This window comes from Ensifer sp. LBL, assembly GCF_050435225.1.
Lineage (GTDB): Bacteria > Pseudomonadota > Alphaproteobacteria > Rhizobiales > Rhizobiaceae > Ensifer.
Map to the genome: position 1 here is coordinate 76,771 of NZ_JBNDJY010000010.1, position 23,427 is coordinate 100,197.

15 protein-coding genes and 1 riboswitch are annotated in these 23,427 nt (G+C 61.5%); of the genes, 10 read left to right on the forward strand and 5 right to left on the reverse strand.

All coding sequences use genetic code 11. The features are described 5' to 3' along the window. Nucleotides 1-27 precede the first annotated feature (27 nt). From OKW20_RS29895 to OKW20_RS29910, 4 genes are all read right to left on the reverse strand, one after another. Nucleotides 28-2,709 carry a glycosyltransferase gene (locus OKW20_RS29895; RefSeq protein ID WP_429178102.1) on the reverse strand — a complete coding sequence of 894 codons (2,682 nt, stop codon included), beginning with the start codon at nucleotides 2,707-2,709 and terminating at the stop codon, nucleotides 28-30. Next, complete coding sequence (locus OKW20_RS29900; RefSeq protein WP_429178104.1) at nucleotides 2,696-4,168, reverse strand: DUF6212 domain-containing protein; 1,473 nt, start codon at nucleotides 4,166-4,168, stop codon at nucleotides 2,696-2,698. The genes OKW20_RS29895 and OKW20_RS29900 overlap by 14 nt, the downstream gene beginning before the upstream one ends. 174 nt (nucleotides 4,169-4,342) lie before the next feature. Then, a complete protein-coding gene (locus tag OKW20_RS29905) occupies nucleotides 4,343-5,596 on the reverse strand; it encodes a glycosyltransferase family 4 protein (protein ID WP_429178106.1) in 1,254 nt (417 codons plus the stop codon). A 46-nt stretch (nucleotides 5,597-5,642) separates the two neighbouring features. Next, on the reverse strand, nucleotides 5,643-6,215 hold the full coding sequence (locus tag OKW20_RS29910; RefSeq protein ID WP_043612747.1) for a MarR family transcriptional regulator: 573 nt from the start codon (nucleotides 6,213-6,215) through the stop codon (nucleotides 5,643-5,645). 232 nt (nucleotides 6,216-6,447) lie between these two features. Between OKW20_RS29910 and OKW20_RS29915 the strand changes: the two genes are divergently transcribed. The 9 genes from OKW20_RS29915 (at nucleotide 6,448) to OKW20_RS29955 (ending at nucleotide 19,270) form a co-directional block, all read left to right on the forward strand. Then, nucleotides 6,448-8,193, forward strand: coding sequence for a type I secretion system permease/ATPase (locus OKW20_RS29915; protein WP_429178108.1), 1,746 nt, complete (start codon nucleotides 6,448-6,450; stop codon nucleotides 8,191-8,193). Beyond that, nucleotides 8,190-9,608: an HlyD family type I secretion periplasmic adaptor subunit gene (locus OKW20_RS29920; protein ID WP_429178110.1), complete on the forward strand. Its 1,419-nt coding sequence runs from the start codon at nucleotides 8,190-8,192 to the stop codon at nucleotides 9,606-9,608. The genes OKW20_RS29915 and OKW20_RS29920 overlap by 4 nt, the downstream gene beginning before the upstream one ends. Nucleotides 9,609-9,920: 312 nt before the next feature. After that, a complete protein-coding gene (locus tag OKW20_RS29925) occupies nucleotides 9,921-10,580 on the forward strand; it encodes a calcium-binding protein (RefSeq protein WP_402322968.1) in 660 nt (219 codons plus the stop codon). Between the two features lie 66 nt (nucleotides 10,581-10,646). Beyond that, a complete protein-coding gene (locus tag OKW20_RS29930) occupies nucleotides 10,647-12,899 on the forward strand; it encodes a glycosyltransferase family 2 protein (RefSeq protein ID WP_429178113.1) in 2,253 nt (750 codons plus the stop codon). Beyond that, nucleotides 12,896-13,741, forward strand: coding sequence for a class I SAM-dependent methyltransferase (locus OKW20_RS29935; RefSeq protein ID WP_429178115.1), 846 nt, complete (start codon nucleotides 12,896-12,898; stop codon nucleotides 13,739-13,741). Before OKW20_RS29930 ends, OKW20_RS29935 begins: the two co-directional genes overlap by 4 nt. Further along, entirely contained in the window at nucleotides 13,738-15,000 is a 1,263-nt protein-coding gene (locus OKW20_RS29940) for a glycosyltransferase family 4 protein (RefSeq protein ID WP_429178117.1), read from the forward strand. The genes OKW20_RS29935 and OKW20_RS29940 overlap by 4 nt, the downstream gene beginning before the upstream one ends. A gap of 10 nt (nucleotides 15,001-15,010) precedes the next feature. Beyond that, nucleotides 15,011-15,742 carry a hypothetical protein gene (locus OKW20_RS29945; RefSeq protein ID WP_429178119.1) on the forward strand — a complete coding sequence of 244 codons (732 nt, stop codon included), beginning with the start codon at nucleotides 15,011-15,013 and terminating at the stop codon, nucleotides 15,740-15,742. 10 nt (nucleotides 15,743-15,752) lie between these two features. Next, a complete protein-coding gene (locus tag OKW20_RS29950; RefSeq protein ID WP_429178121.1) occupies nucleotides 15,753-17,972 on the forward strand; it encodes a hypothetical protein in 2,220 nt (739 codons plus the stop codon). After that, nucleotides 17,969-19,270: a glycosyltransferase family 4 protein gene (locus tag OKW20_RS29955; RefSeq protein ID WP_429178123.1), complete on the forward strand. Its 1,302-nt coding sequence runs from the start codon at nucleotides 17,969-17,971 to the stop codon at nucleotides 19,268-19,270. Before OKW20_RS29950 ends, OKW20_RS29955 begins: the two co-directional genes overlap by 4 nt. Nucleotides 19,271-19,293: 23 nt before the next feature. Here the strand turns inward: OKW20_RS29955 and thiD are convergent, their stop codons facing one another. After that, complete coding sequence (gene thiD / locus OKW20_RS29960; RefSeq protein ID WP_429178125.1) at nucleotides 19,294-20,169, reverse strand: bifunctional hydroxymethylpyrimidine kinase/phosphomethylpyrimidine kinase; 876 nt, start codon at nucleotides 20,167-20,169, stop codon at nucleotides 19,294-19,296. Nucleotides 20,170-20,286: 117 nt separating this feature from the next. Next, nucleotides 20,287-20,390: riboswitch (TPP riboswitch) on the reverse strand. Between the two features lie 1,424 nt (nucleotides 20,391-21,814). On the opposite strand from thiD, the gene OKW20_RS29965 reads away from it, so the two are divergent. Then, nucleotides 21,815-23,422 (forward strand): glycosyltransferase family 2 protein, encoded by a 1,608-nt coding sequence (locus OKW20_RS29965; RefSeq protein WP_052201804.1) that lies wholly within the window; start codon nucleotides 21,815-21,817, stop codon nucleotides 23,420-23,422. Nucleotides 23,423-23,427: the final 5 nt, after the last annotated feature.

Genomic DNA, 23,427 nt, shown 5'->3' on the forward strand with positions numbered 1-23,427 from the left:
TTCTCTTTGAAAAGTCGTACGGGTCGATCAGCCTGCAGCTGCGACGCCGGTATTGGATATCTCACGCGCCCGGATGACCTTGGCGCGCGAAAGCGAGGAATTGTTCACGGCGCCATCGCACCAGCCGAGGAACTCCGAAAAGGAGTTCACCCAGCCGCGGCGGGCCGCGGTTCTGAGGCACCCTTCCATGATCGGCGCAAGCAGGTTGCGATCGCGGGAGACCTCGGCGATAGCTTTCACCATGTCGCGCACGACCTGGGGATCCGAGGAGGCGTCGATCAGGATGCCGTCCTCGCGATCGACGATCAGTTCGTCGACGGCCCCAACCGCGGTTGCGATCGGCACGCAGCCGAGCTGTTGGGCTTCGGCGATCATCAGCGGGGCACCTTCCCAGCGCGAAGGCATGATCAGCACATCGGCCCAGCCGAGCGCCTTGATCAGGTCGCGGCTGGCAAAGACCGGAGGACGCACGTCGACGCCCAACTCCTTGAGCCGGTCCGTCCAGGAGAACGAAGCGTCCGCCAGGATCTCGCCACCGATCGCCCGCGCGTCGAACGACACGTGTGCCGCGCGCAATTCGGAGATCGTCGCAGCCAGCCGATCGATGCCTTTCTGCTGGTCGAGACGGCCCATGTAGAGCAGACGCAACCGGTCGTCCTTGCGCTCGATCCGCCGCACCTGCAGCACGTCTGCAAGCACCTTGGGCGGCACGGAGAAACTTGCGCCGTTCGGAACGGCGAAGATCTTTTCGAGCGGCACGCCGAAGCTGTGCAGGTAGAACTTCAGCTGTTCCGAGCAGGTCAGAAAGGCGTCGTAGCAATGTTCGTGGGCGATGGCGGCAAAAGGCTGGCCGGCCGGGCGCTTGAACGGCGTGTTGTCGACGACGTGCAGATAGCAGGCCGTGCGCGTGCCTTCCGAGCGCAGCCGCGCGATCAGCGGATGCATCGCCATCACATGGTTGTTGATGACGAGATCGAAGCCCGAAAGCTGGCCCTTCAGCGCACCCCAGTCGACTTCATGGTGGTCGGCGATGAAATCCTGGCCGAGGAACGAGCCGGAGCCGCCCCAGGCCGGGATGCCCTGATCCCAGAAGTGAACATAGTCGAAGCTCGAATCGAACTCGTCGATCACGTCCATGCGGCTGGTGCCGAGCACGAACAGATGCGTCTCGTAGCCTGCGGCCCTGAGCTCGCGCGAGGCGGCATAGATGACCTTCTCGGCGCCACCAAAGGACGCGTTCGGCACGAGAAGTGCCGCGGTCTTCTTGCCGGCTTCACTATGCCCGAGCGGCAGCACCGGCGAACCGCCGATTTCCGTTCGCAAGGCCTTGTGCAGGTCGGAATAGGGCATGAGCCGTGCGGGTCGCCAGGTCCAGCGACGGCCGGCCGTGCGGCGAAGCGGACTGGTGGCGATCGCGTTGACGCAATTGATCATCACCTGTTGCGGCGTGATCAGCGTGCGGCGCGGAAGGGCGCGCGGGAACGGGAAGCGCACATTGAGCACCGCCGAGGTCGGCCAGACCTGCTGCGTGCCGATCGAGGCGAACCAGTCGAGCGCGTTGTTGCGGATGACGTCACGCAGGAGCGCCGTCGAAATGAAAATGAGATCCGGCTGGCCGAGATGCTGGGCGCCGGCGTCGAGGAATGTCGGCTCGATCTTGCGCTGCGTCGCGTCGTTGCCGAGATGCACGAAGACCACATTGGCCTTCTCGCTCAAACGCTCCAGGTGGCAAAGCACGTTGGGCAGCATGCGCGAGCGCAAAAGCAAATCGATCGTCGCACCGCTGCCGGCCATGACGAATGGCGGGAAGTGCACGTTGTCGGGCTCGCCGGTACTTGCCCAGAAGGCCGGGATGATGTCGTCGAGCCGCAGTCGCTTCGGTTGCTTGGTCGGATCGGTGAAGAACGAGATCGCCGCGTCTTCGGTGCGCGCAAAGAGATAACGCGGGCACTCCTCATGCTCGAAATCGACGAGCATCGGCCGCTGGAACAGAGCCTTGTGGCGCTTCCTGAGGAAGCTCACGGAGGTCGCGCGGTCGCGGTTGGCTTCCTTGAAACGGCTTTCGGCGCGCAGGCGGTATTCGAACGTCGTGTCGTGGCAAGGCGTTCCGACGAAGCCGTGCTCGACGCAGGAAAGCCAGAACTCCCAATCCTCGAAACCGTTCTGCCGGTCGTCGTTGAACCGAACGCCTTCCTGGAAGACTTCGATCGAAATCATCGAGCCGGTGTCGCAGATGTTGTCCGTGATGCAGTGGACCAGCCTGGAATACTGGTTGCCGTAGTGGGCCCGCCAGCTCACCGAGAAGGTGTCGATGTTGGTATAGACCCAGCCGGCGCCGCTTTCATGCAGACGCCGATAGAGTGTCTCGATCGTGCCCGGCAGGACGCGGTTGTCGGCGTCGAGGAAATAGACAGCCTTCGCCTCGGGCAGATTTTCAAGCACGTAGTTGATGGCACGGTTGCGCGCGCCGCCGGGGCCGGCGTTGCGCCCGAAGACCACATGGATATCGGGGTGGGCCGCAGAATAAAGCAACAGCTGATCGAAGGTTTCCTGCCGCGGGTCGCCGTCGACCGAAACGACGATGGCAATACGGCAGCCCTCGAGATCCGAGGCGAGCGCGGATTCGAGCGCTTCGAGCGCCAGCGCCGCGTGGCCATAGAGCGGCATGGCGATCGCAACGAGGTCCCTTGGATCGCTATTGCTGTGCATGAGACGCACCACCCGACTGCTTGACCATCCGGAAGCCCGACACCTTGAGCCAGGAGAAATCGACCGAGTCGGTTACCGCGCGGCTGAGGATCATCAGATCCATGGGCTGGCGCACCGGCTCGTCGAGCTGGAAATTGATGCTGATCGGCTGCTCATTGGTGACTTCGCGCCAACCACTGAAGAAGGCCGAAGGTTTGACCGATCCCTTGCGGGCAAGCTCGGCCACTTCAGAGCGCGCGTTCGAGCCCGCTGGAGCGAGCAGAAAGCTGACGGCCGCCGGGGCGCCCTTGGGATGGTCGACCACAGCACTTGCGGAGAAGGATATGGTGCCGGGCTCGACGGCGCGACCGACGGCGCCGGCCGACACGCCATTTGCAAGCGGATGGCAGACGACGGCGTGCTCGTGTTCGAGAAAGCGTACCGTCTGGAACTCCGGCACGACGGGCGTCACCGATACGTCGACGATCTGGCTGAGCAGATCGACCGACAGGCGATAGTCCTCGATGAAGTGGCCGTCGAGCAGTGCGGTCGGCGCGATCATGTTCGGCATCCGCGTCGGCTTGACGCCGGGCAGGCCGGTATAGACGCGGAACGCCAGAGGGCGCAGATCAAGGTCGGCGTGGCGGGTCTCAGACCGTGCCGTATAATGCTCGCTGGCGATGGGATAGCCGAGCGAAAGCCCGATCGTTTCGCTACCGGTCGTCGAAACGCGCAACCGCAATGTTTTGGCGCCACCCCCGCAGGTGCGCGGCAGGGCAAAGAAGTTCCAGCCTGGGACGAGCTGCGAGAATGGCACCGCCCACTCGGCAACCCCCTCGCCGCTCTCGACATAACTCAGGACGACGACCAGCTCGCCGCCATCCCGCGGGACCGAGTTGAAGTGTAGGGCGATGCCGGCAACGCCATGGCTCGAGACCGGCAGGAGCTGCTCGACAAAGGCATTGGCAATCAGATGGCCGATACCTTCATCCTTGGGATCGACATAGGGATCATGCGCAAAGACTTCCGCGACCGGCTCCCAGTTGCGTGCCTGGAACGCATCTTCGAGCGCGCGGTAGTTTTCGAGCAGCGTTTCGCGCTCACGGCGAAGCAGCGCAAGCTCAGAGGTGATTGCCGACGAAAACCGGGCAAGCCGCCCGACACCACCGTCGACCAGTGCCTGAATGAGCCCAGCACTTTCGCTGACGGCCTCGGCGCTCAAGCGCTTGATCGGGATCTCCGGGACGGTGCCAAGCGCCCGCAACGAGACGATGCCGTCGGCGAGATCCGCCTCGCCCTCCCTTGAAAAAGCAAGCCCGATCAACGGAAATACGTTTTCGAGGGTCGCATCAGGCCGATCGCCTGCCGGAAGAAAATGAACCAGGTGCTCGATACCACTGCCCTGGACACTCGCCCTATCGTGATCCGAGGCCAACACCAGCTTTCTCTTCGCCTGCGAATACCTCACGCCAGAAGACACCAACCCTTGCACGCGCCACCCTCAATACAACCGAATTCTCTCTGTAGTTGAATCCGCCGATACGAAATAAACCGGCGAATTCAACGACCTAGAGAAAGCATATCAAGGTTATTTGCACTGCACAATAAGTTATATTTGCGTTTTTCGTGAAATAATACTTCGGGTTTTGAAGTATTATGCAGATGAGACCCGTAATATTTGAGTGGATCCGGGATTTCCCGTTGCCTTATCCAGCAACGTCATCTGCCGCGCAATGCAATCGCCCAGGCGGAATCTTTGTTCGACCGTGCGGCGGGCCGCTGCACGCAACTCGGAATACTTCTCCGGCTGCTGCAAGGCGCCGGAGATCGCCTCCGCCAGCGCATCCGTATCGAAGAAGGGAACGAGCAGGCCGTTGCGGCCGGAACTCAACACCTCCTGCATCGGCGCCGTATCCGAACCGATGACGAGCGCGCCGCAGGCCATGGCCTCCAGCACGGACCAGGAAAGCACGAAAGGATAGGTCAGATAGATATGGGCGGCCGAAATCTGGAACAGCTGTCTCAGGACGCCGTGCGGCACGACGCCTGGAAACAGGAACCGGTCGGCCGGGATATCCAGTGACTGAAGCATGTAGTCTTTCCAGGAGCCACCACCGGGCGGCGGGGCGCCGTAACTGACGCCATCGCCGCCGACGAAAACGAAGAGCGCGTCGGGATGGCGCTTCGCGACCTTTGCCGCTGCCTCCAGCGCCTGCGGGAAGCCGCGATAGGGCTCGAGATCACGGGCGACGAAGGTCACGATCGGCGGATCGCCCGCCTTCAGCACCCGCCCGTCCGGAAGCTTCAACGACGCCGACGGGTCAGGACGGAAGACGCGGGTATCGACGCCCTCGTGGCAGACGCCGATGCGTGCGCGGTGTTCCGCCGGATAAAGGCTCCTTTGCCATTGGGTCGGACTGAAGCCGCCATCGATCGCATCCAGCGTCAGGAGTTGCGCCATGTTGCGCAACCGCAGCCGCTTGCGCGTGTCCTGGTCGGGCTTGTCGTCAGGGGCAAAACCGATATCGGCCCCTTCGGAGCGGTAGAAAAACTCGCAATAGCCGAGCGCCGGAACGTTGGGCAGCACATCCTTGACGAAGGTCATACCACCCCAGCCGATGTGCCCGACGATAACGTCGGGCACCTGTCCCTGGCGGGCCATGGCATCGAAGGTTTCGGCGACCCGGTGACCGATCCGGACATGATGGTCAGGCACACCGAGGTGCCTTGCCATCTGCGAATTGGCCTGCGGGCCGGGTTCTGCTCGGTGGCGAATGACGCGCGTTGACGGAATCCGCTGATCAACGGTTTCCGTCACGAGTGTCACTTCATTTCCCGTCTGCGCCAAATGAGACGCGAGAGCGGCGAACTGGCAGAAGCCGCGCCGGTGTACAAATGCTACGTGCATATTCCCTGCCTATAGCCGTTGAAAGGACAGCCTGTGCGCGGGCATCTCAGATGCCGTAGCGCGTTGCATTCCCCCAAACCAGCTCGAGCCGGTGCAGCGTTTGAAATGCGGTTTCGAGATTGCGCCGGTCCTGCTCGCCGTGGCTGAGGACACGTTCATAGGCGCCGGCCGCCTTGCGCAGGGCATCGCAGAGTTGCCTGCCCTTGTCCGAAAGCTTGATGCGGGCCGAGCGCCGGTCGCGCTGGGAGGCAGCCCGGTCGATATACTCCCCGTCGCCCAACTGCTTCAGGTAGTAGGAAACGTTGGAGCCGACATAGTGTCCACGGTCCAAAAGCTCCGCCACCGACACTTCCGCATCGCCGATCGCCAGAAGGACCATCGCCTGCGCCGGACCGATATCGTCGACACCGAGCTTCGTCAGCTCGGCACGCAACAGGCCGGTAAAGCGCCGGCTGGCCCGTTCCATCATCCGTGCCAGCTCGAAATATGTGACCACGGACGCTTCGCTCTCCTGGTCAATATTGTCATGTTCAGGGGCACTTCCAACTGCGTCATCCCCGGGGCGGATGGCAACAGCGCCGCCAAAATCTGCGAACGGATAGAGAATCCTTTGATTCATCCCTCTCTCCAACTGAGCATTACTACGATATTCAAAAATTACTTCAAATTTTGAAGCAATTTTTCGCCCCCTTTACTCCCCCCGAATACGACTATCTTGAGCATTCCACCATTATTGTGTCACACTTATCACGGCAACACTGTGATTTAAGTGATAACCAACAAAATAGCTTCCTCAAGACCCCAATGAACTTATCCAGAAAATCGCCACGCGTGACAGCAAACGAGGCAATATGATTAGCAAGAACCAAATTGGGCCAAAGAAGGCGCAAAATGGAGCAAACGATCCACGGCTGCTTATTTTGAAGGCACGCCGCGTGTTCGTTTTGGCACTTATTTATGCAGCCCTGCTGAGTGCTTGCATCGGCATATTGCAGCTCTCGACACCGCTCTACATGATGCAAGTTCATGACCGTGTGTTGAACAGCCAGAGCATGGACACGCTGACCATGCTGACGATTCTCGTCATCGGCGCGCTCGTGATCTACGGCATACTCGAATACATCAGGGCTCTGACATTCCAGGCGATGGGCAGTGCGGTCGTGCGCTGGCTGAACTTGCCGGTGCTGACCGCCGCCGTGCAGGCGGCCGCCGATCAAGGGCTGACCCGGGCGACCCAGTCGCTGCGGGACCTGGCCGAATTGCGAAGCTTCCTCACGACATCTGCCGTCAGCGCCCCGCTCGATGCCGCCTGGTCACCGATCTTTCTCGGGGTGCTGTTTGCGCTGCACCCGATGTTCGGCCTTCTTGGTGCCGTTTCCATTGCTCTGCTCGTATGCTGTGGATTGCTGACTGACCTGCTGACTCGCCGGCTGATGAAAGAGGCGAATCAAGCCAATATCGAGGCCGTCTCGAAAATTGGTTCGAGCTTGCGCCATGCCGAAGCGATCGAAGCGATGGGCATGCTGCCAGCACTCGCCCGCCGCTGGCGCACCGCGCAGTTGCACGCGCTCGACGCTTTGGAGACCAGCGGAAGCCGTAGCAAGGCGATGGCTTCGATCACCCGTTCGCTGCGTTTCATGATCCAGGCGGCGGCACTGGCAACAGGCTCTATCCTCGTGATGAAACAGGAGATTTCCCCCGGCGCCATGATGGCGACGACCATCCTCGTCGGACGCCTGCTCGCCCCGTTTGATTCGATGATTGAGAACTGGCGCCAGTGGGTTCTCGCCATCGCAAGCTGGCGCCGGATAGAGACCGCGCTGAACCAGGATCTGGCCGTACGCCAGACGATGCCGCAGCCCCGCACGCAGGGCGATCTTGTTGTGGATAAGCTCGTTTACGCAGCGCCCGGCCTCGATGTGCCGATCATCAAGGGCGTTTCCTTCTCGCTCTCGCCCGGCGAAGTGCTTGGCATCGTCGGCCCCTCTGCGGCGGGCAAGTCGACGCTTGCCCGGCTCCTCGTCGGAATTCAAAAGCCGACCACCGGCGGCGTCTTCCTCGACGGCAACAATGTCTATCTGTGGGAACGCTCGTCCTTCGGCCAGATGACCGGCTACCTGCCGCAGTCCGTTTCGCTGCTCGAGGGAACCATCCGCGACAACATCTCGCGCATGGAGGAAGGCGAACCCCAGAAGGTGCTCGAGGCGGCGCGATCTGCCGACGTGCACGACATGATCGGGCGCCTGCCGCTCGGCTACGACACCCCGGTTGGCGACGGGCATCTGACGCTTTCGGGCGGCCAGCGCCAGCGCATCGCCCTTGCCCGCTGCCTTTACGACCACCCTCGCTTGATCGTTCTCGACGAGCCGAACGCTAATCTCGACGCCATCGGCGAGCGCGCATTGATCCGCGCGATCGAGCGGGCGCGCAACGACGGCGCGATCGTCATCATGATCGCCCACCGGCCGACGATCATGCAGGCCGCCGACAAACTGCTCGTTCTTGAAAACGGGCGCATCACCCAGTTCGGCCCGCGCACCGACGTGGTCGCATCCATGACACCCGGCGAGCCGAGACGGGAAGGCGTATCCGCATGACGAACAAACAGAACCTGCCAGCCTCTCGCGAGGCGCGCACACTCGTGGCCAAGGACGACCGCGCGAACCTGCCCGCGATCCCCGAGCGGCCCCACCCGCTGCATGGGCTGGATGCGGACGCGGAAAGCAGTGCCACCGCGCCGCTGCGCGGCGTGGTCCTTGCGGGCCTGACGACGATCCTCGTCGCCTTCGGCGGCTTCTTCGGCTGGGCGTTTTCGACGGAACTCAGCAGCGCGTCGGTCGCAAGCGGCACGATCGTGGTCGATTCGAAGCGCAAGACCGTCAGCCACTTCGAAGGCGGCATCCTCGACCGCCTTCTCGTCCAGGAAGGCGATCGCGTCACGCTCGGCCAGCCGCTGGTCAAGCTTGCCGACACCCGCGCCCGGTCCGACCTTGAGGCACTGCAAAGCCGGCGCCTTGGTCTGATTGCAAAGCTTGCCCGCCTCAGGGCGGAGCAGACGGAGGCCGCGCAGATAGACTTCCCTGACGAGCTGATGGGCACCGCGGAAACCGCTGCCGACGACGCGGTGAAGGCGGAGACAAACTTCTTCGACCGCCGGCGCGAAGCAAAGGCCGGCCGGCTCGAGGTTCAGGGCAAGACCATCGAAGAGTACTCGGAAAGGGCCAAGTCGCTTGCCGAGCAGATCAGGGCGACCGACCGCCAGATCGAACTGATCAATGAGCAGCGCACCGCGATCGCGACACTGGTTGCAAAGGAATTTGCCCAGCGCTCCAAGCTGATCGAGATCGATGCCAAGCTCAGCGAACTTGCCGCTTCGCGCGGTGAGCTTGCCGGCAACAAGGCCCAGGCCGAAAAGGCGGAAGCCGGAGCGGAACTCGGGCTGACCGGTATCGAGAACGATTTCCAGTCGGAGATCGCCGGCGAGATCACGACGGCGCGTCTCGAACTGGCCGATGTCGGACAGCGGCTCGTCTCGGCCAAGGACGTCTTGAGCCGCCTCGAAATCCGCTCGCCGCAGACCGGCATCGTCACCAACATTCAGTTGCGTACACCCGGCAGCGCGGTCTCTGCCGGCCAGCCCTTGCTCGACATCGTCCCCGAGGACGAGCCGCTTCTCGTCGAGATGCATGTCGGCACCCGAGACATCGATAGCATCGGCATCGGCTCAAAGACGCAGATCCGGCTGACCGCCTACAACCAGCGCTCGCACCTGCCGCTCGACGGCGAAATCAGCTACGTCGCAGCCGACCAATCGGTCGATGACAAGTCGAACGTCTCCTACTACGTGGCGCGCGCCCGCATTGCGCCGGCGTCGCTCACCGCCAACCCGGACATCCGCCTCTATCCCGGCATGCCTGCGGAAGTGCTGATCGTGCACAAGCCGCGCTCGGCGATCGATTACATGGTCTCGCCGATTGCAGAGAGCCTCAATCGAGCCTTCCGCGAAGACTGATCGAGAGAGCTCCAACACCACCTGCGCCGGCGAAATTCAATTTCGCCGGCAATTTGTTTCTAATTTTGAATTTATTTCTAAGTAATAACAAAACTATCTCCCCTTAGATCTCAGGGATAATCATCAAACTGACACAAGATATACATCGTAGGTAGCATATAATAATACAGTACAGCTGTTTTTATTTCTTTTTTGCTGTTGCCATATGTTTTTTTGCAGTGCAATGTCGCCGCGCTCGCCACCGGTTTGAGACCGGGGATGAGCGCAAGCAACAACCAAGATGACGTAAGCAACAACTAAGAGGAGTAGCATATGGCCACGTTGGAAGGCGGCGCGTATGATGACGCCCTTTTTGGCTCACGCTTCGACGACTTCATCCATGCCCGTGGTGGCGATGACTTCGTGAACGGAGGCAATGGCGACGACACCATTTTCGGCGACGAAGGTGATGACATGCTGTTCGGCGGTAACGGCAGCGATACCCTGTTCGGCGGCTGGGGCGACGATGTTCTCCATGGCGACAACGGGAACGATGTCCTGTTCGGCGGCCAGGGCAACGACCTGCTCTACGGCGACAACGGCAACGACATTCTCATTGGCGGCGACGGTAGCGACCTGCTGATGGGCGGCCGTGGCAGCGACATTCTGTTCGGTGGTGCCGGCAACGACATCATCAACGGCGGCCAGGGCGACGACGTCATGACCGGCGGTGAGGGCAGCGACGTGTTCGTGTTCGACGGTGGTGGCGGCAACGACGTCATCCTCGACTTCACGCCCGGCGAAGACCTTCTGCAGATTTCGAAGGACATCAACGGCCTCGACATTTCGTCGCCGGAAGATCTGGCATCGCGCGTCACCCAGGTTGGTGGCAACGTGGTCATCGACTTCGGCCATGGCGATACGCTGACGCTCGTCAATGCGGACGCCGACGACATCCAGGCGAACCCGAACCACTACTTCACGATCCATTGAGATTGACTGGTGCGCCCCACTTCCTCCCGTGGGGCGCCCTCCCTTTTCGTCCTTCAGGAGTAGCGCGTGACGGCAGACGACCGTATCAGAAGCTTCGGCCTCGACTTCACAAGCGCCGCAGCATTCAGGCTCGGCCTCGACGTTGCTGTGTTGATCTGGGACACACCTTCCGAACTCTCGGCGAAGACCAAATACGCCCTTTCCGCGTCACGGTCCCTCGTACCTCTCGTCAGCATGGCGCTTCCGCGCACCCAAGGGGGCCAGCGGATCTTCTGGGCGATGCGCCCCGGAAACGAGCGCGAACTCGCCGAAATCGCAGCGGACGGCGAGGTTCTGCAGACGGTGGTTCTGGAACCGACCGCCAAGCTCCCCTTCCTCGATCTGGCGGCACAGCTTTCCGATCTTCAGCCCGAAGGTCGTCTCAAGTTTCTCAACAATCTGCTCACGGTCTGGCGAAGCGCGTTTCGCCTGTCGCGTGACGAGTTCTTTATCGGCCTCGTCGATGACGTCATCCACGCCCTGAACCTTGGGCAGCGCCCTGCAACGATCGCCTGTCGGCTCGCGCATGGACGCTACCTGGCAGAGACGACCGTCAATGCCGAACTCGGCGAGATCAACGCGATCTATGCGCTCGGCGCCGAGGCAATCTTGCCGCTGCCGCAGCAATTCGGCGTGACCGGCCGAACCGATCGCGGCCAGCGCCGCTGCCATTTCGTTCTTGAATCGCCGCGCGCGCCGCAGGCGCTCTCGCTCATCATCATGGGAAAGCGCGGTATCGCCGTGCGCGAGCTTTCGCCGCGCGGCTCCCGCTATCCCAACCTCCAGCAATGGTGGCTCGAGCACGGCGCAGCGCCGGGCTTGCGCGAGTTCATCGTGCGGTCCTTGAGCGAGGTTCCGGAAAGCGGCACGGCCCTTGCGATCGACCTACAGCTTCGCTCAGCCCTGCCAGCAAAGCAGGCGGGTAAATCCGCAGTCCATCCGGGTGCTGAGATCGACCTCGCCCTTGCCATGTCGGAAGGCCTGCTCGTCGGCGGCTGGACACGCGACGCAAACGGCGTCCTTGCCGGCATCGACTATCTCCAGGAAGACGGCACGGCCTTGCCGCTCGATGGCAACTGGTATGAATTTCCAGGCTGGGCCCGCGGTGCCGAGGACGGCTCCAAGACCGACGTGACCGGTTTTGTCAGCTGGCTGCCGATGCGCGACCCGCTTGGCCCCCTTCTCCAGCCGCGCTTCCAGTTGCGGCTGGCGTCCGGCGCGGTCAAGCCGCTGGTGCCGAAACCGCAACCCTTCGATCCGGCAACGCAACGCAACCGCATCCTGCGCGCCGTTCCACCTCAGCACGCCAACGACCAGGCATTCCGCACGATCCTTGCGCCGGCGCTGAGAGACGTGGAGCAGCGACTGGGCAAGACGATCAGGGTCGATCAGACCAAGGACTTCGGCCCGATGATGGCCGCGCCGCTCATCTCGATCGTCGTTCCGCTCTACCGCGTGCTCGACTTCCTGCGCTTCCAGCTGTCGGGACTGGCGACCGACCCCTTCGTCGCGGCCAATGCCGAGATCATCTATGTGCTCGACTCGCCGGAGATCCACGACGAGACGGAGCATCTGCTCGGCGGCTTCCATCTGCTTCACGGGCTTTCGATGAAGCTCGTGGTGATGAACCGCAACGGCGGCTATGCGCGCGCCTGCAATGCCGGCGCACGCTTTGCCCGCGGTTCTGTCATCGTCATGCTCAACTCGGACGTCGTGCCCTGTGGGGCCGGCTGGCTGGAAAAGCTTGCGCTGCCGGTGCTGAAGGAAAAGTCGATCGGCGCCATCGGCCCGAAGCTGCTGTTCGAGGACGGCTCGCTGCAGCATGCGGGCCTCTATTTTGCCCGCAACAAGCAGGACATCTGGCTCAATCACCATTTCTACAAAGGCATGCCGGGCGCCTATGCGCCGGCGCAGCAAATGCGCAGCGTGCCCGGCGTCACCGGCGCCTGCCAGGTGATGCGCAAGGAGGTGTGGGACCTCGTCGGCGGCTATGCCGAGGACTTCGTGATCGGCGACTACGAGGACAGCGATCTCTGCCTCAAGATCCGCCAGGCCGGCTTCGACATCGTCTATGAGCCTGCAGCCTGTCTCTATCATCTGGAGCGGCGCTCGATCAGCCGCAGCCAGGATTACACGCGCGGCGTCGCCAGCCAGTACAATGCATGGCTGCATACCGAGCGCTGGAACCAAGACATTACCACCCTGATGCCATCCTACCTCGGCGCCGAAGAGGCGGCACCGCCGAGCACCCGTAAGCCTGCCGCCAGGAGCGCCGCATGAACCAGCCCGCACTTCGCCACGCAGACAACCTGCAGCCGGCCTGGCAACAGAACGAAGACCGTATCGAAGGCATGCTTCAGACGGTTCTTACCAATCGTTTCCTGCCGCAGCCGGACCAAAACAGCGTCTTCGTTGGAGATGGCAACTACCGGGCTGTCGGCGCGGAGTTTCTCGGCCACTTCATCCGCATGGGCGGATTGCAACCGAAAAGCAGCGTGCTCGACATCGGCAGCGGCATCGGCCGCATGGCCGTTCCGCTGACGCAGTATCTCGATGCGGATCACGGGCGCTATGTCGGTATCGACCCGGTGGAAGGCGGCGTCACCTGGTGCCGTCAATCCGTCACGCCGGTCTATCCGAACTTCACTTTCCAGCATGTCGACATCGCCCACGAACTCTACAACCCGTCAGGCAGGATCAACGGCAAGGCGCTGAAGCTGCCTTACCCGGATCGCCAGTTCGACTTCGCCATCATGACGTCGATCGTCACCCATCTGCCGCCGGACGAGGTGCTCGTCTATTTCAGCGAGATCAACCGGATGCTGAAACCCGGCGGACGCCTCTTCGTTACCGCCTTCGTGGTCGACAGCATCGCTGCAAAGGACGAACACGGCCGGCGGGATCCCCGTCTTGCCTTCGTTCGCAGCGGCGACGGCCCCTGCTGGTTCGTTCCCGGCCTGCCGCCGCTTGCCGCCGTCGGTTTCGACGACGGCTTCCTCGATCGGGCGCTGGAGCGGGCAGGCTTCACGACGGTCCTGAAATCGCTCGGTCACTGGCGCGGCCAAAGTGCCGGACACTACCAGGATGTCTTCGTCGCCGAACGCCGGAGTGTCAGCGGATGAAGAAGCGCATTCTGGTCGCCGCGCACAATCATCCCGCACTCCACCCCGGCGGCACGGAGATTTTCGCGCACGACCTTTTCCGCGCCTATCAGCGGGCTGGTCACGAGGCGCTCTTCCTCGGCGCCACCAACCAGACCCACCGCCAGGTGCGGCCCGGCACGAGCTTTCAGGCGATCGGCCCCGAAGGCGACGAGGTGCTGTTGTGGTCCGGCCATTTCGATCGCTTCTTCATGAGCCAGATCGACCTCTATGGAGTCGTGCCCGACCTTACCGAGCTTTTGCGCGATTTCCGGCCGGATGTGGTTCATATCCACCATTTGCTGCTGCTTGGCGCTGAGTTTCCCCACATCGTCCGCCGCACCCTGCCCGACTGCCGGATCGTGATGACGCTGCACGACTACTATCCGCTCTGCCACCACGACGGCTTGATGGTGCGCACGAGCGGCAAGGAGCTTTGTCACAAGTCCAGCCCCGACCGTTGCCATAGCTGCTTCAAGGATATTCCGCTCGACCGCTTCGTCCTGCGCGAACAGCATCTGAAGGCGTTGCTCAGAACCGTCGATCGCTTCATCTCGCCGAGCCAGTTCTTGAGGCAGCGTTTCATCGACTGGGGTCTTAACGGCGAGCAGATCGACGTGATTGCCAACGGTCTGCCGCCGCGAGACGCGCCGTCGCGCAAGGGCCAGCCGGAGAACGATCGGCCGGTCTTCGGCTATTTCGGCAATCTCAATCCGTGGAAAGGCACGTCCGTGCTTCTCGAGGCTGCGCGGCAGCTGATCGACGAGGGCCTGCGTTTTGAGCTGCGGGTGCACGGGGGCGCCCCCTTCCAGGCCGACAGTTTCAAGGACGAGATCGCCCGGCTCTTCAAGAAGACGGCGCCCTCCGTTCAGCAGCGCGGCGCCTACAGGCGCGAAGACATCGGCGACCTCATTGCGGCGGTCGATTGCACCATCGTGCCTTCGATCTGGTGGGAGAACGCGCCGCTCGTCATTGGCGAGGCACAGTCCCAGCGCAAACCGGTGATCGCCAGCAATATCGGCGGCATGGCCGAAATGGTGCGGGACGGCGTCAACGGCATCACCGTTTCGCCGAACGATCCGCGTGCGTTGGCCGCCGCCATGCGTCGCATGGCGGAAAGCCCTGACCTTCGGCGCCGCCTTTCGGCCAATGCCTGCAAGCCCAACGATATCGATACCACGGCCCGGCGCTATCTCACGCTCATCGACGCGATCGAGCCCCGAGAAACCGTCGCCGCCTAGAGGGAAGACCATGTCTGTAGCAGCCGACAAACCGGACGTCGCACCGGAGCAGAACAATGCAAAGCCGCTGAAGGGCCGCGTGGACGCGATCGACCAGGGCCGCGTCTTTGGGTGGGCCTTCGACCCGGAAACCCCGGAGAAGCGGCTTGCCATTCGCGTGCTTCTCGACGGCAAGGTGATCGCCGAGGCGCTCGCCGACCGCAACCGGCCCGATCTCAAGCGCAACGGGATTGGCGACGGCAACCACGCGTTTGAAATCGCGTTGCCTGAGATGGCGAGCGCGCGCAGCAGTGAACTCGTCGTGCTTGCGGCGACCGGCAAAGGCGGCGAACTGCCGCTTCGTGTTCCCAAACCCGATGAACAGGCCGCTGAGGCGCTGATTGCGGCGCCGCTTGCAAAGGTGCTCGACAAGCTCGACGTGTTGATGGCGGCACAGCGTCAACTGCAGGTCTCGCAACGTTCCGCGCAGCGGTCGAGAGTTGACGACGGCGATGAAGCCGAGAGCCCTGGGCTTGCGGCGATCAGCGACGATGTCGCGAACCTCCGCGGCGAGATCACCCAACGCCTGACCGATCTAGACGTCCACTTGATGCGGATGGACGGTGTGATCGCCGGCATGGAAAAGAGCCTCAACGCACTGAAGCAGCGCTCGAACGGCGACCTGAAGCCGGCGTTTCTGCTTCTCTTTGTCCTTGCAGGCTTTGCGGCAGGCGCGATCCTTTCCGTCTTCCTTCGGACCTGAGGCGCATCTCATGCCCAGTACGGAACTTAGCCTTTCCGCAAGCCCTGCTCCGCTTGGCCGCATCGCGCGCAGTGGTCGCATCATCGCCTGCCCGATCGACGAAACACTGTTGCTCGTCGTCGGCACCGGTGGTCCGATGGCCGATCAGTTGTCGGTCGAGATCAACGAAGATGCGTCAAACCAGGTGACGGCGTCGGTCGTCGGCTGGCGGCTGGCGGCACCTCAGTCTTCCACCACGCATGGCTTTGCCGCGTTGTTACCGCTCGAAGGCTCTGATCGTCTGCCGACGACCCTGCGCTTCGGCACGGCCGGTAACGGCAAACGCTACATGGTTGCGCCACGCGCCGCTTCGATCGTTGAAGTGACCGCGATGCTGAAGGATTTTGCCGGTCCGCAGCTGGTACACGTGCTCGGTCGCCTGGTCGACGTGCTGATCAAGCCGCCACATGCCGATCAACGGCTCGCAGCCATCACGCCCCTTCTCAAGACGGGAGCTGCGAGCGACGGGTACATCGAGCTCCTTGGCGAGGGGCATGACGGCAGCATCGCCCTGAAAGGATGGGCGCACGACCTGCCCGCCGGCGTCTGCCGGGCGATCGTCAAGAGCGACGACGCCTTTCTGGCCGATTGCAACGTCGCCATTTTCCAGCGCAACGACGCGCCTGACGGTGCGGCTGGCTTTGTCGGCCTCCTGTCCGCAAACGACCTGCCCCGAGCGCGCGACATCAAGGGCATATTCTATCGCGGCCGTGGCGCCTGGCGGTATGCCGGGCTCCACGAACGCCGGGTCGTGACCGGTCCGCTCGAGACGCCCGGCCATATCCGCGCGATGCTGCTGCAGAGCCAGAGCTCGCCGCAAGTCATGCTTCGCCTGCGCGATGCCGCGAGCGGATATGATGGCACCGAAACGATCTCAAGCCTTCCGGTTCCTGTCCGCCTTGGCGTGGATGCCCTCTACCAGCGTGAGGATGGTGCCTTCCTGATTTCGGGCTGGCTTTTGGACGCGGAAGGCCACGTGGAAAGCGTCCGGCTTTGCCGACAGGGTGGCGGAACACGGCTGGACACAAGCTGGACCCGAACCGATCGGTCCGACGTGGAGGAGGCCTTCGTCGATCGCCCGGAATTCAACAGCGCGATTTTCGGTTACCGCCGATCCCATGGCTTTATCGCTCAGGTCGAGGCGCTTGGTGACGAGGCGGACGGACCAGTTCACCTTGAACTCACCCTTCGCGATGCCCGCCGCGCCTATATGCCACTTTTCCCGGTGCGGCTGCCCGCACGCGCCGCCGCCCTACGGCTGCTTGGCTCGATCGATCCGACAAGCTGGGCCCTGCCCGATATCATCGACCGGCAGATCGTCCCGTTCCTGACGGCGGCGCGGAGCAGTGCACCAACTGTGGAAACCACCGTCGACATCGGGCCCTTCGACCAGACCGAGGGTACCGCCATCCTTCTTGTCGCCGGAGAAACCGAGACGGATTTCGCACCGCTTTTGGGGCTGCTCGCACTTGATCCCCAAACGCGTCGCGTGCCGATCGCGCTCGTGCTCCAGGCCGAGCAGTTCCGACGGCACGCAGTCCACATCCGTCAACTCGTGGAATTCTATCGCTTGCCGCTGCGGCTCGTCTCCGTCGAGGGAGCCGGCGATGCATGCGACCTGGCGCAAGCGGCCGCCGAAAGCGTGAACGGCGACGCGGTCGTTCTGCTTTCCGCGTCGCTGACGCCAGCCAATGCCGGGTGGTACCGGGCACTCGTTGCCGCCTACGAAGCAAAGACGGGAAGCATCATCTCGCCGACCCTTGCCTACGAGGATCACTCGATCCGCTGGGCCGGCAGCACGTCGCTCGATCGTCCCGACCACCTGCAATCGAGCCGATACGCCGGCTATCCCGTCGGCGCCGTCAATCGTCTGAAGCTGACGAAGGTTGCATCCGCATCGCTCGATTGCTGCATCCTGCCGCGCGAAGCGCTGATGGAGGACGCAGGACTGTCGCCGACCTATCTCGGCGCAGCGCTGAAGGGCCTCGATCTCGCCCTTCGCCTCAGCGGAAAGGGCTACGAAGCCTACTGGCTTCCTTCCCTGCAGATGGTCGGATCGGACGAGGTGCCCGCAGCGGGCTCTGCCGCCACCGCCCGGTTCGTGGAGCGTGTCGACCGGACGCTCTTCCGCGCCCGATGGATGCCCGCCTCCGAAACCGCCCAAACATTCTTTGAGGAGACTGACGCATGAGCGAAAAACTCCGCGTACTTGTGGTTTCCCATGGCCACCCGACCCACTCGCTCGGAGGTGCGGAAATCGCTTCGCATGGTCTTCACAAGGCGCTGAATGGCCTGTCGGGTGTGGAATCGATCTACCTCGCCCGCGTCGGCAATCCGGTTCCGCGCCATGGCGCCTCCGCGCTGATGAGCCTGCGTCTCGCCATGGACGAAGTGCTCTACCACGCCGAAGACTTCGACCACTTCTTCCTGTCGAACGGCGATACGGAAGCGATCCGCCGCGACCTCTTGCGCTTCGTCGGCGACATCAAGCCTGATGTCGTTCACTTCCATCATATCCTCGGCTTCGGCCTGGAAGCGCTCTACGCCGTTCGTGATGCCCTGCCCAATGCGCGCATCGTCGTGACGTTCCACGAGTATCTGCCGATCTGCCACAATCACGGGCAAATGGTGAAACGCCTTTCGGGCCAGCTTTGCAACGGCGCCTCACCGATCAGTTGTCACACGTGCTTCCCCGAAATCCCGGTGTCGCGCTTCGTTCGCCGCGAACAGTTCGTGCGCGGCATGCTCAATCTCGCCGATGCCTTTATCGCGCCGAGTGCCTTTCTCGCCAATCGCTATGTCGAGTGGGGGCTCGAAGCCGCAAAGATCTTCGTCATCGAGAACGGCATCGTCATGGGCGACAAGGCGCCGGCCCGTGAACTGCCGTCGCCGACGGCCCGGCGCAATCGCTTCGCCTATTTCGGACAGATGACGCCGTTCAAGGGCGTTCACGTGTTGATCGACGCCGTATCACGGGTGCCCGACGACATCTGGGGCGATGATTCCTCGCTGATGATCTTCGGCGGCAACCTCGAGCGTCAGCCGAAGGACTATCAGGAGAAAGTGGCGAAACTGATCGAGGACGCCGGTCGCCGCGTCCGCTTCTACGGCGCCTACCAGAACCAGGACATGCCGCGACTGATGCGCTCGGTCGACTGGGTGGTGATGCCCTCCGTCTGGTGGGAAAATTCGCCCGTCGTCATCCAGGAAGCGCTTCATCACGGCCGGCCGATCATTTGCTCCGACATCGGCGGCATGGCCGAGAAGGTTCGCGACCGGCTGGACGGCTATCACTTCCGCGCCGGCAGCGCCCAGGATCTGGCCGACCGCCTGATCGACGTGTTGGGCGCGCCGCGGGCGTGGGACAATCTGCGGGCAACGCTGCGGCGACCGACGAGCCATGTCGATTGCGCGCGGGAGCATGTCGCGCTCTACCGCAAAATGCTCAAGGGCGAGCAACCGGCTGCGCCGAGTGCCGCAGTCGCCTGAGATAGGCCCGGAGCCCACACTGCTCAGCCAGATCGCCAAGCACGACCAAGAGCGCCCTGGGCTTCGGCTACGTTCGAAGCCTCGGCGCCCGACTCTTTGTCGTTGCCCCACCAATGATGAAAGTGATGCACCGGCCCATGCCCCTGGCCGATGGTCAGGCCATCGGCCGCCACCAGCGCGTCATGCAAATAGGCTTTGGCTGCCACAACCGCATCGTCAATCGGCATACCCTTGGCAAGCCCCGCGGCGATTGCTGCCGAGAGTGTGCACCCGGTGCCATGATCATTCCTGGTTTCGATCCGCGGCCGCGACAGGTTGAGGACATCCTCCCCGCTATAGAAAATATCGATCGCGTCCTTGCCCTTGGCATGTCCGCCCTTCATCAGCACCGAACGCGCACCGAGCTTCAGAAGCATCTCTGCCTGACGCGCGACCTCCGCTTCGGTTTCGGCGATTGGGCCTCCGGTCAACAGCGCCGCCTCGGGCAGGTTCGGTGTCAGAATGAGCGCCAGCGGCAGCAACTCCTCCTTGAGCGTCGCGATCGCGTCCGGCTGCATCAAATGATCGCCGGAGGTTGCCACCATCACCGGGTCGATGACAGCCAGCCGGTCGTAGCGCTTCAGACCAGCCGCGATCACCGCGATCGTCTCGCGCCGCGAGACCATGCCTATTTTCACCGCTCCAACGGCGAGATCCGAAAACACCGCGTCGACCTGGGCCGCAACGACAGTCGGGGAGATATCTTCAACCGCAGAAACCCCACGGGTATTCTGCGCCGTGACCGCAGTGATCACGCTTGCGCCATAAACGCCGAGCGCAGAGAACGTCTTCAGATCCGCCTGGATGCCGGCGCCGCCGCCGGAATCCGAGCCTGCGATGGTGACGGCGATCGCGGTCATAGCCCCACCTGCTTGAGGCCTGAGCCTTTTCGGTTTGAGTCAAGGACAGACACGAGCAAAGCGACCTCCCGGAAATGGACGGAGATCCGGTCGACAAGCGCAAAGACGGCTGGTGAGCAGAAGGGCCCTCGCCGTTCCTACGCCGGTATGATCCGGATCAGGTTCAAGGGTCTGGCTCACCGCCATCTCAGCGCAGTCACTGCGCGCCCCTCGGCAAGAGGGATGCTAGGGGAGCATGGGCGGGGGTGTCAATTGCTTGGGTTCGGGGCGCGATATCCAACCGCGACCGGGGCCGGGCGACACTCGGCATAAAAATCAGCGCGATCGGTTCACGCTTCAGTCCGTCGGCGCCTTTCCGAGAGGAAATATGGGAGAGCTATCAACGCCGCTCAAGTTTCCTCGAAAGCTGGGAGTGCGTCCCTGATCGCGTCTTTGCGTAAAGGCGTACTCTAAATGCGGAGCGCACTCCCTAGATGCCGACGTAGGCGGCATCAATGTGTGACATTTTTTGGTGATCGTCCTCCGGGCTTCCATCGTGGCGAGTAGGCTCGCGGCGTGATCGGGGCTTTGGAGCGAACGAGCTTTGTAGACGATATCTTACTCCCGACGTTCGCGAATCAGTGCCGTCTTCATCCAATCGTCGAGTATCCCCTCGGTGTGCCGACGATCGCTTCAAAAGCGACCAGCTAGTATCAAAGCACAGCGGCAGGTTCTGGGCACAACAAAACGTGCCCAGATACGTGGCTATTCTTAGCGCCATAGAGAGCAGCTAGTCGGTCCCCGGCGGTATCGGCTCGCCCGTGAAAGGACATGGATCGCAGCGAAATCGACCTGTGCCTGGACGGAGCATCAAACCGGACTTCAAATCGTTGTCTGGCCGTTAGCTGCCCGTCGATCAGGAAATCTTACACCGCTGCGTAGCCACCGGGTCTCACTGTGGGTCATAGGAGCGAGCCTCCTGGCCACGCTTTGTATATCTGCGAACAGTCTTACGGTCGATGCCAGCTTGCTCGGCGATCGACGACACCGGCATTCCAGGATCTTGATCAGAAATCCCTCTCCCGGCCATCGGACGGAGTATCGGTGACAGCGCGCCCCGGTTTTCCGAGGCGCGCCTCGAAACCGGCTACAATGAGCAAATCAAGGAGGGTTCAGGACACTACTGTTCCGCTACAACTGAGCTCCTCGAGCCTCAGCCCTCCTACACAGCCAGCGGGAAGCTGGTGCGGCAGCGAGATGGCACGCCGCGGCACTTCGTTGCGCCACTCACTCACGACGCTCCCAATGGCGCCATTACAGATGGGTCGCTCTGCTTCAACTCAAGCTGACATTGAATGGAACGGTGACCCAGGCTATACAGCGCTAACTCCCCGAAGCCGGTCGCGTTTCACGCTACCCCAATGGCAATCGAACCGGTGGGATCGCCAGCGTCGCACTGGAGAACTAAGTAAGATGTATGATGGCTCAGATGTATCGCAATTGCCTAACGAAATTTCTCGAGTACTGCAGTGTTTACAAAGAGTTGTTTTTCAGGGCCTTGCGAAGGCGAAGAGGTCGATATTCAAACTGGCTTAAATTGTATGATACAGAGCCGGACTTAGCTTCAATTGAACACCCCTCAAATGCGCCTTTATTTTCGATACTTATGCCCGTCTTCAACCCTGACCTCAAGGAATTGAGGGCGGCAATTGTCAGCGTACGCAAGCAAACGTATGGAAATTGGGAACTCTGCATTGTTGATGACTGCTCCAGTTCGCACAGCGTACGAGAGGCGATTTCCGAGCTAGCGTCGGCGGACGCTCGCATAAAAACCGCATTCCGGTCCGAGAATGGAAACATTAGCGAGGCAACAAATACGGCATTTGATCTCGCGACTGGAGAATGGATTGGGTTACTGGATCAGGACGATGTCTTGCACCAAAGTGCACTCGCCGTAGTGTCCCGCACCATACGCGCGCACCCGAGCGTCCAAGTGATATATACGGACGAAGACAAGATCGGCGAACGCGGTAATCGCTTTCAGCCGTACTTTAAGCCAGACTTCTCGCTCGAACTGCTGAGGGCACAGAACTATTTAAACCACTTTACCGTACACAGAGCAGCCAACATCTACCGGGTAGGTAAGTGGCGAAAGGAGTTCGACGGCAGTCAGGATTACGATCTGAATCTGCGTATCGTTGAAAGTATAGCCGATCGCGACATTATACACATTCCGTTTGTGCTTTACCATTGGCGCGCAACCAACGGCTCAACGGCCCACTCCATCCAAAACAAGGCCTACGCGGTTGTTGCTGGCCAACGCGCGCTTCAAGCTCACATCTCGCGATTAAATTTGGATGCGCAGGTGGTGGTGCTTGACGATGTCCCATATTATCGAACGCGGCACAGGTTGCCGACGCACCGACCTCTAGTAAGCATAATTATCCCAACACGAGATAATATTGACGTTCTAAAGAAATGTATAAACTCAATCCTCCACAATACGACGTACGATAGGTATGAGATTATATTGGTTGACAACGGATCCACATCGACAGAAGCAATTTCATACTTGAACTATTTGTCAGGTAATGGCGCGGCAACCGTACTCAACCAACCGGGCGACTTCAATTACTCAAAACTGAACAATGATGCAGCTAAAATCGCGGCCGGTGACGTATTATGCTTGCTCAACAATGACATTGAAGTCCTATCTCCGGACTGGCTTGAGGAACTCGTATCAATCGCGTTGCAAGACGGCGTCGGTTGCGTTGGACCTAAACTCCTGTACCCGGAGGGCAGAATCCAACACGCTGGAGTCGTTACAGGCATCGGCGGAGTCGCGGGGCATCCATATAAATACTACAAAAGCAATCACCCAGGGTATTTCTCAAACTTACGCCTGCATCGGAACGTATCCGCCGTCACCGGCGCGTGCATGGTAATGACAAAGAAAGTTTTTGAAGAAGTGGGCGGCCTCGACGAGGCTAATTTAGCAGTAGCATTTAACGACGTTGACCTTTGCCTTAGAGCCATCGAGGCTGGCTACCGCAATGTTTTCACGCCATTTTCGACGCTCGTTCACCATGAAAGCCTCACCAGGGGTAAAGACAATACGCCGGAGAAGGTGCAGAGGTTTCGTAAGGAGGTTAACTACATGCACAAGCGATGGGGCGAAAGGCTCGTTAACGACCCATGGTACTCAAACAACTTGACGCTGGCGTACGAAGATTACTCGCTTGCATTTCCACCACGCACCAGCCGAAAATACTGAGATGC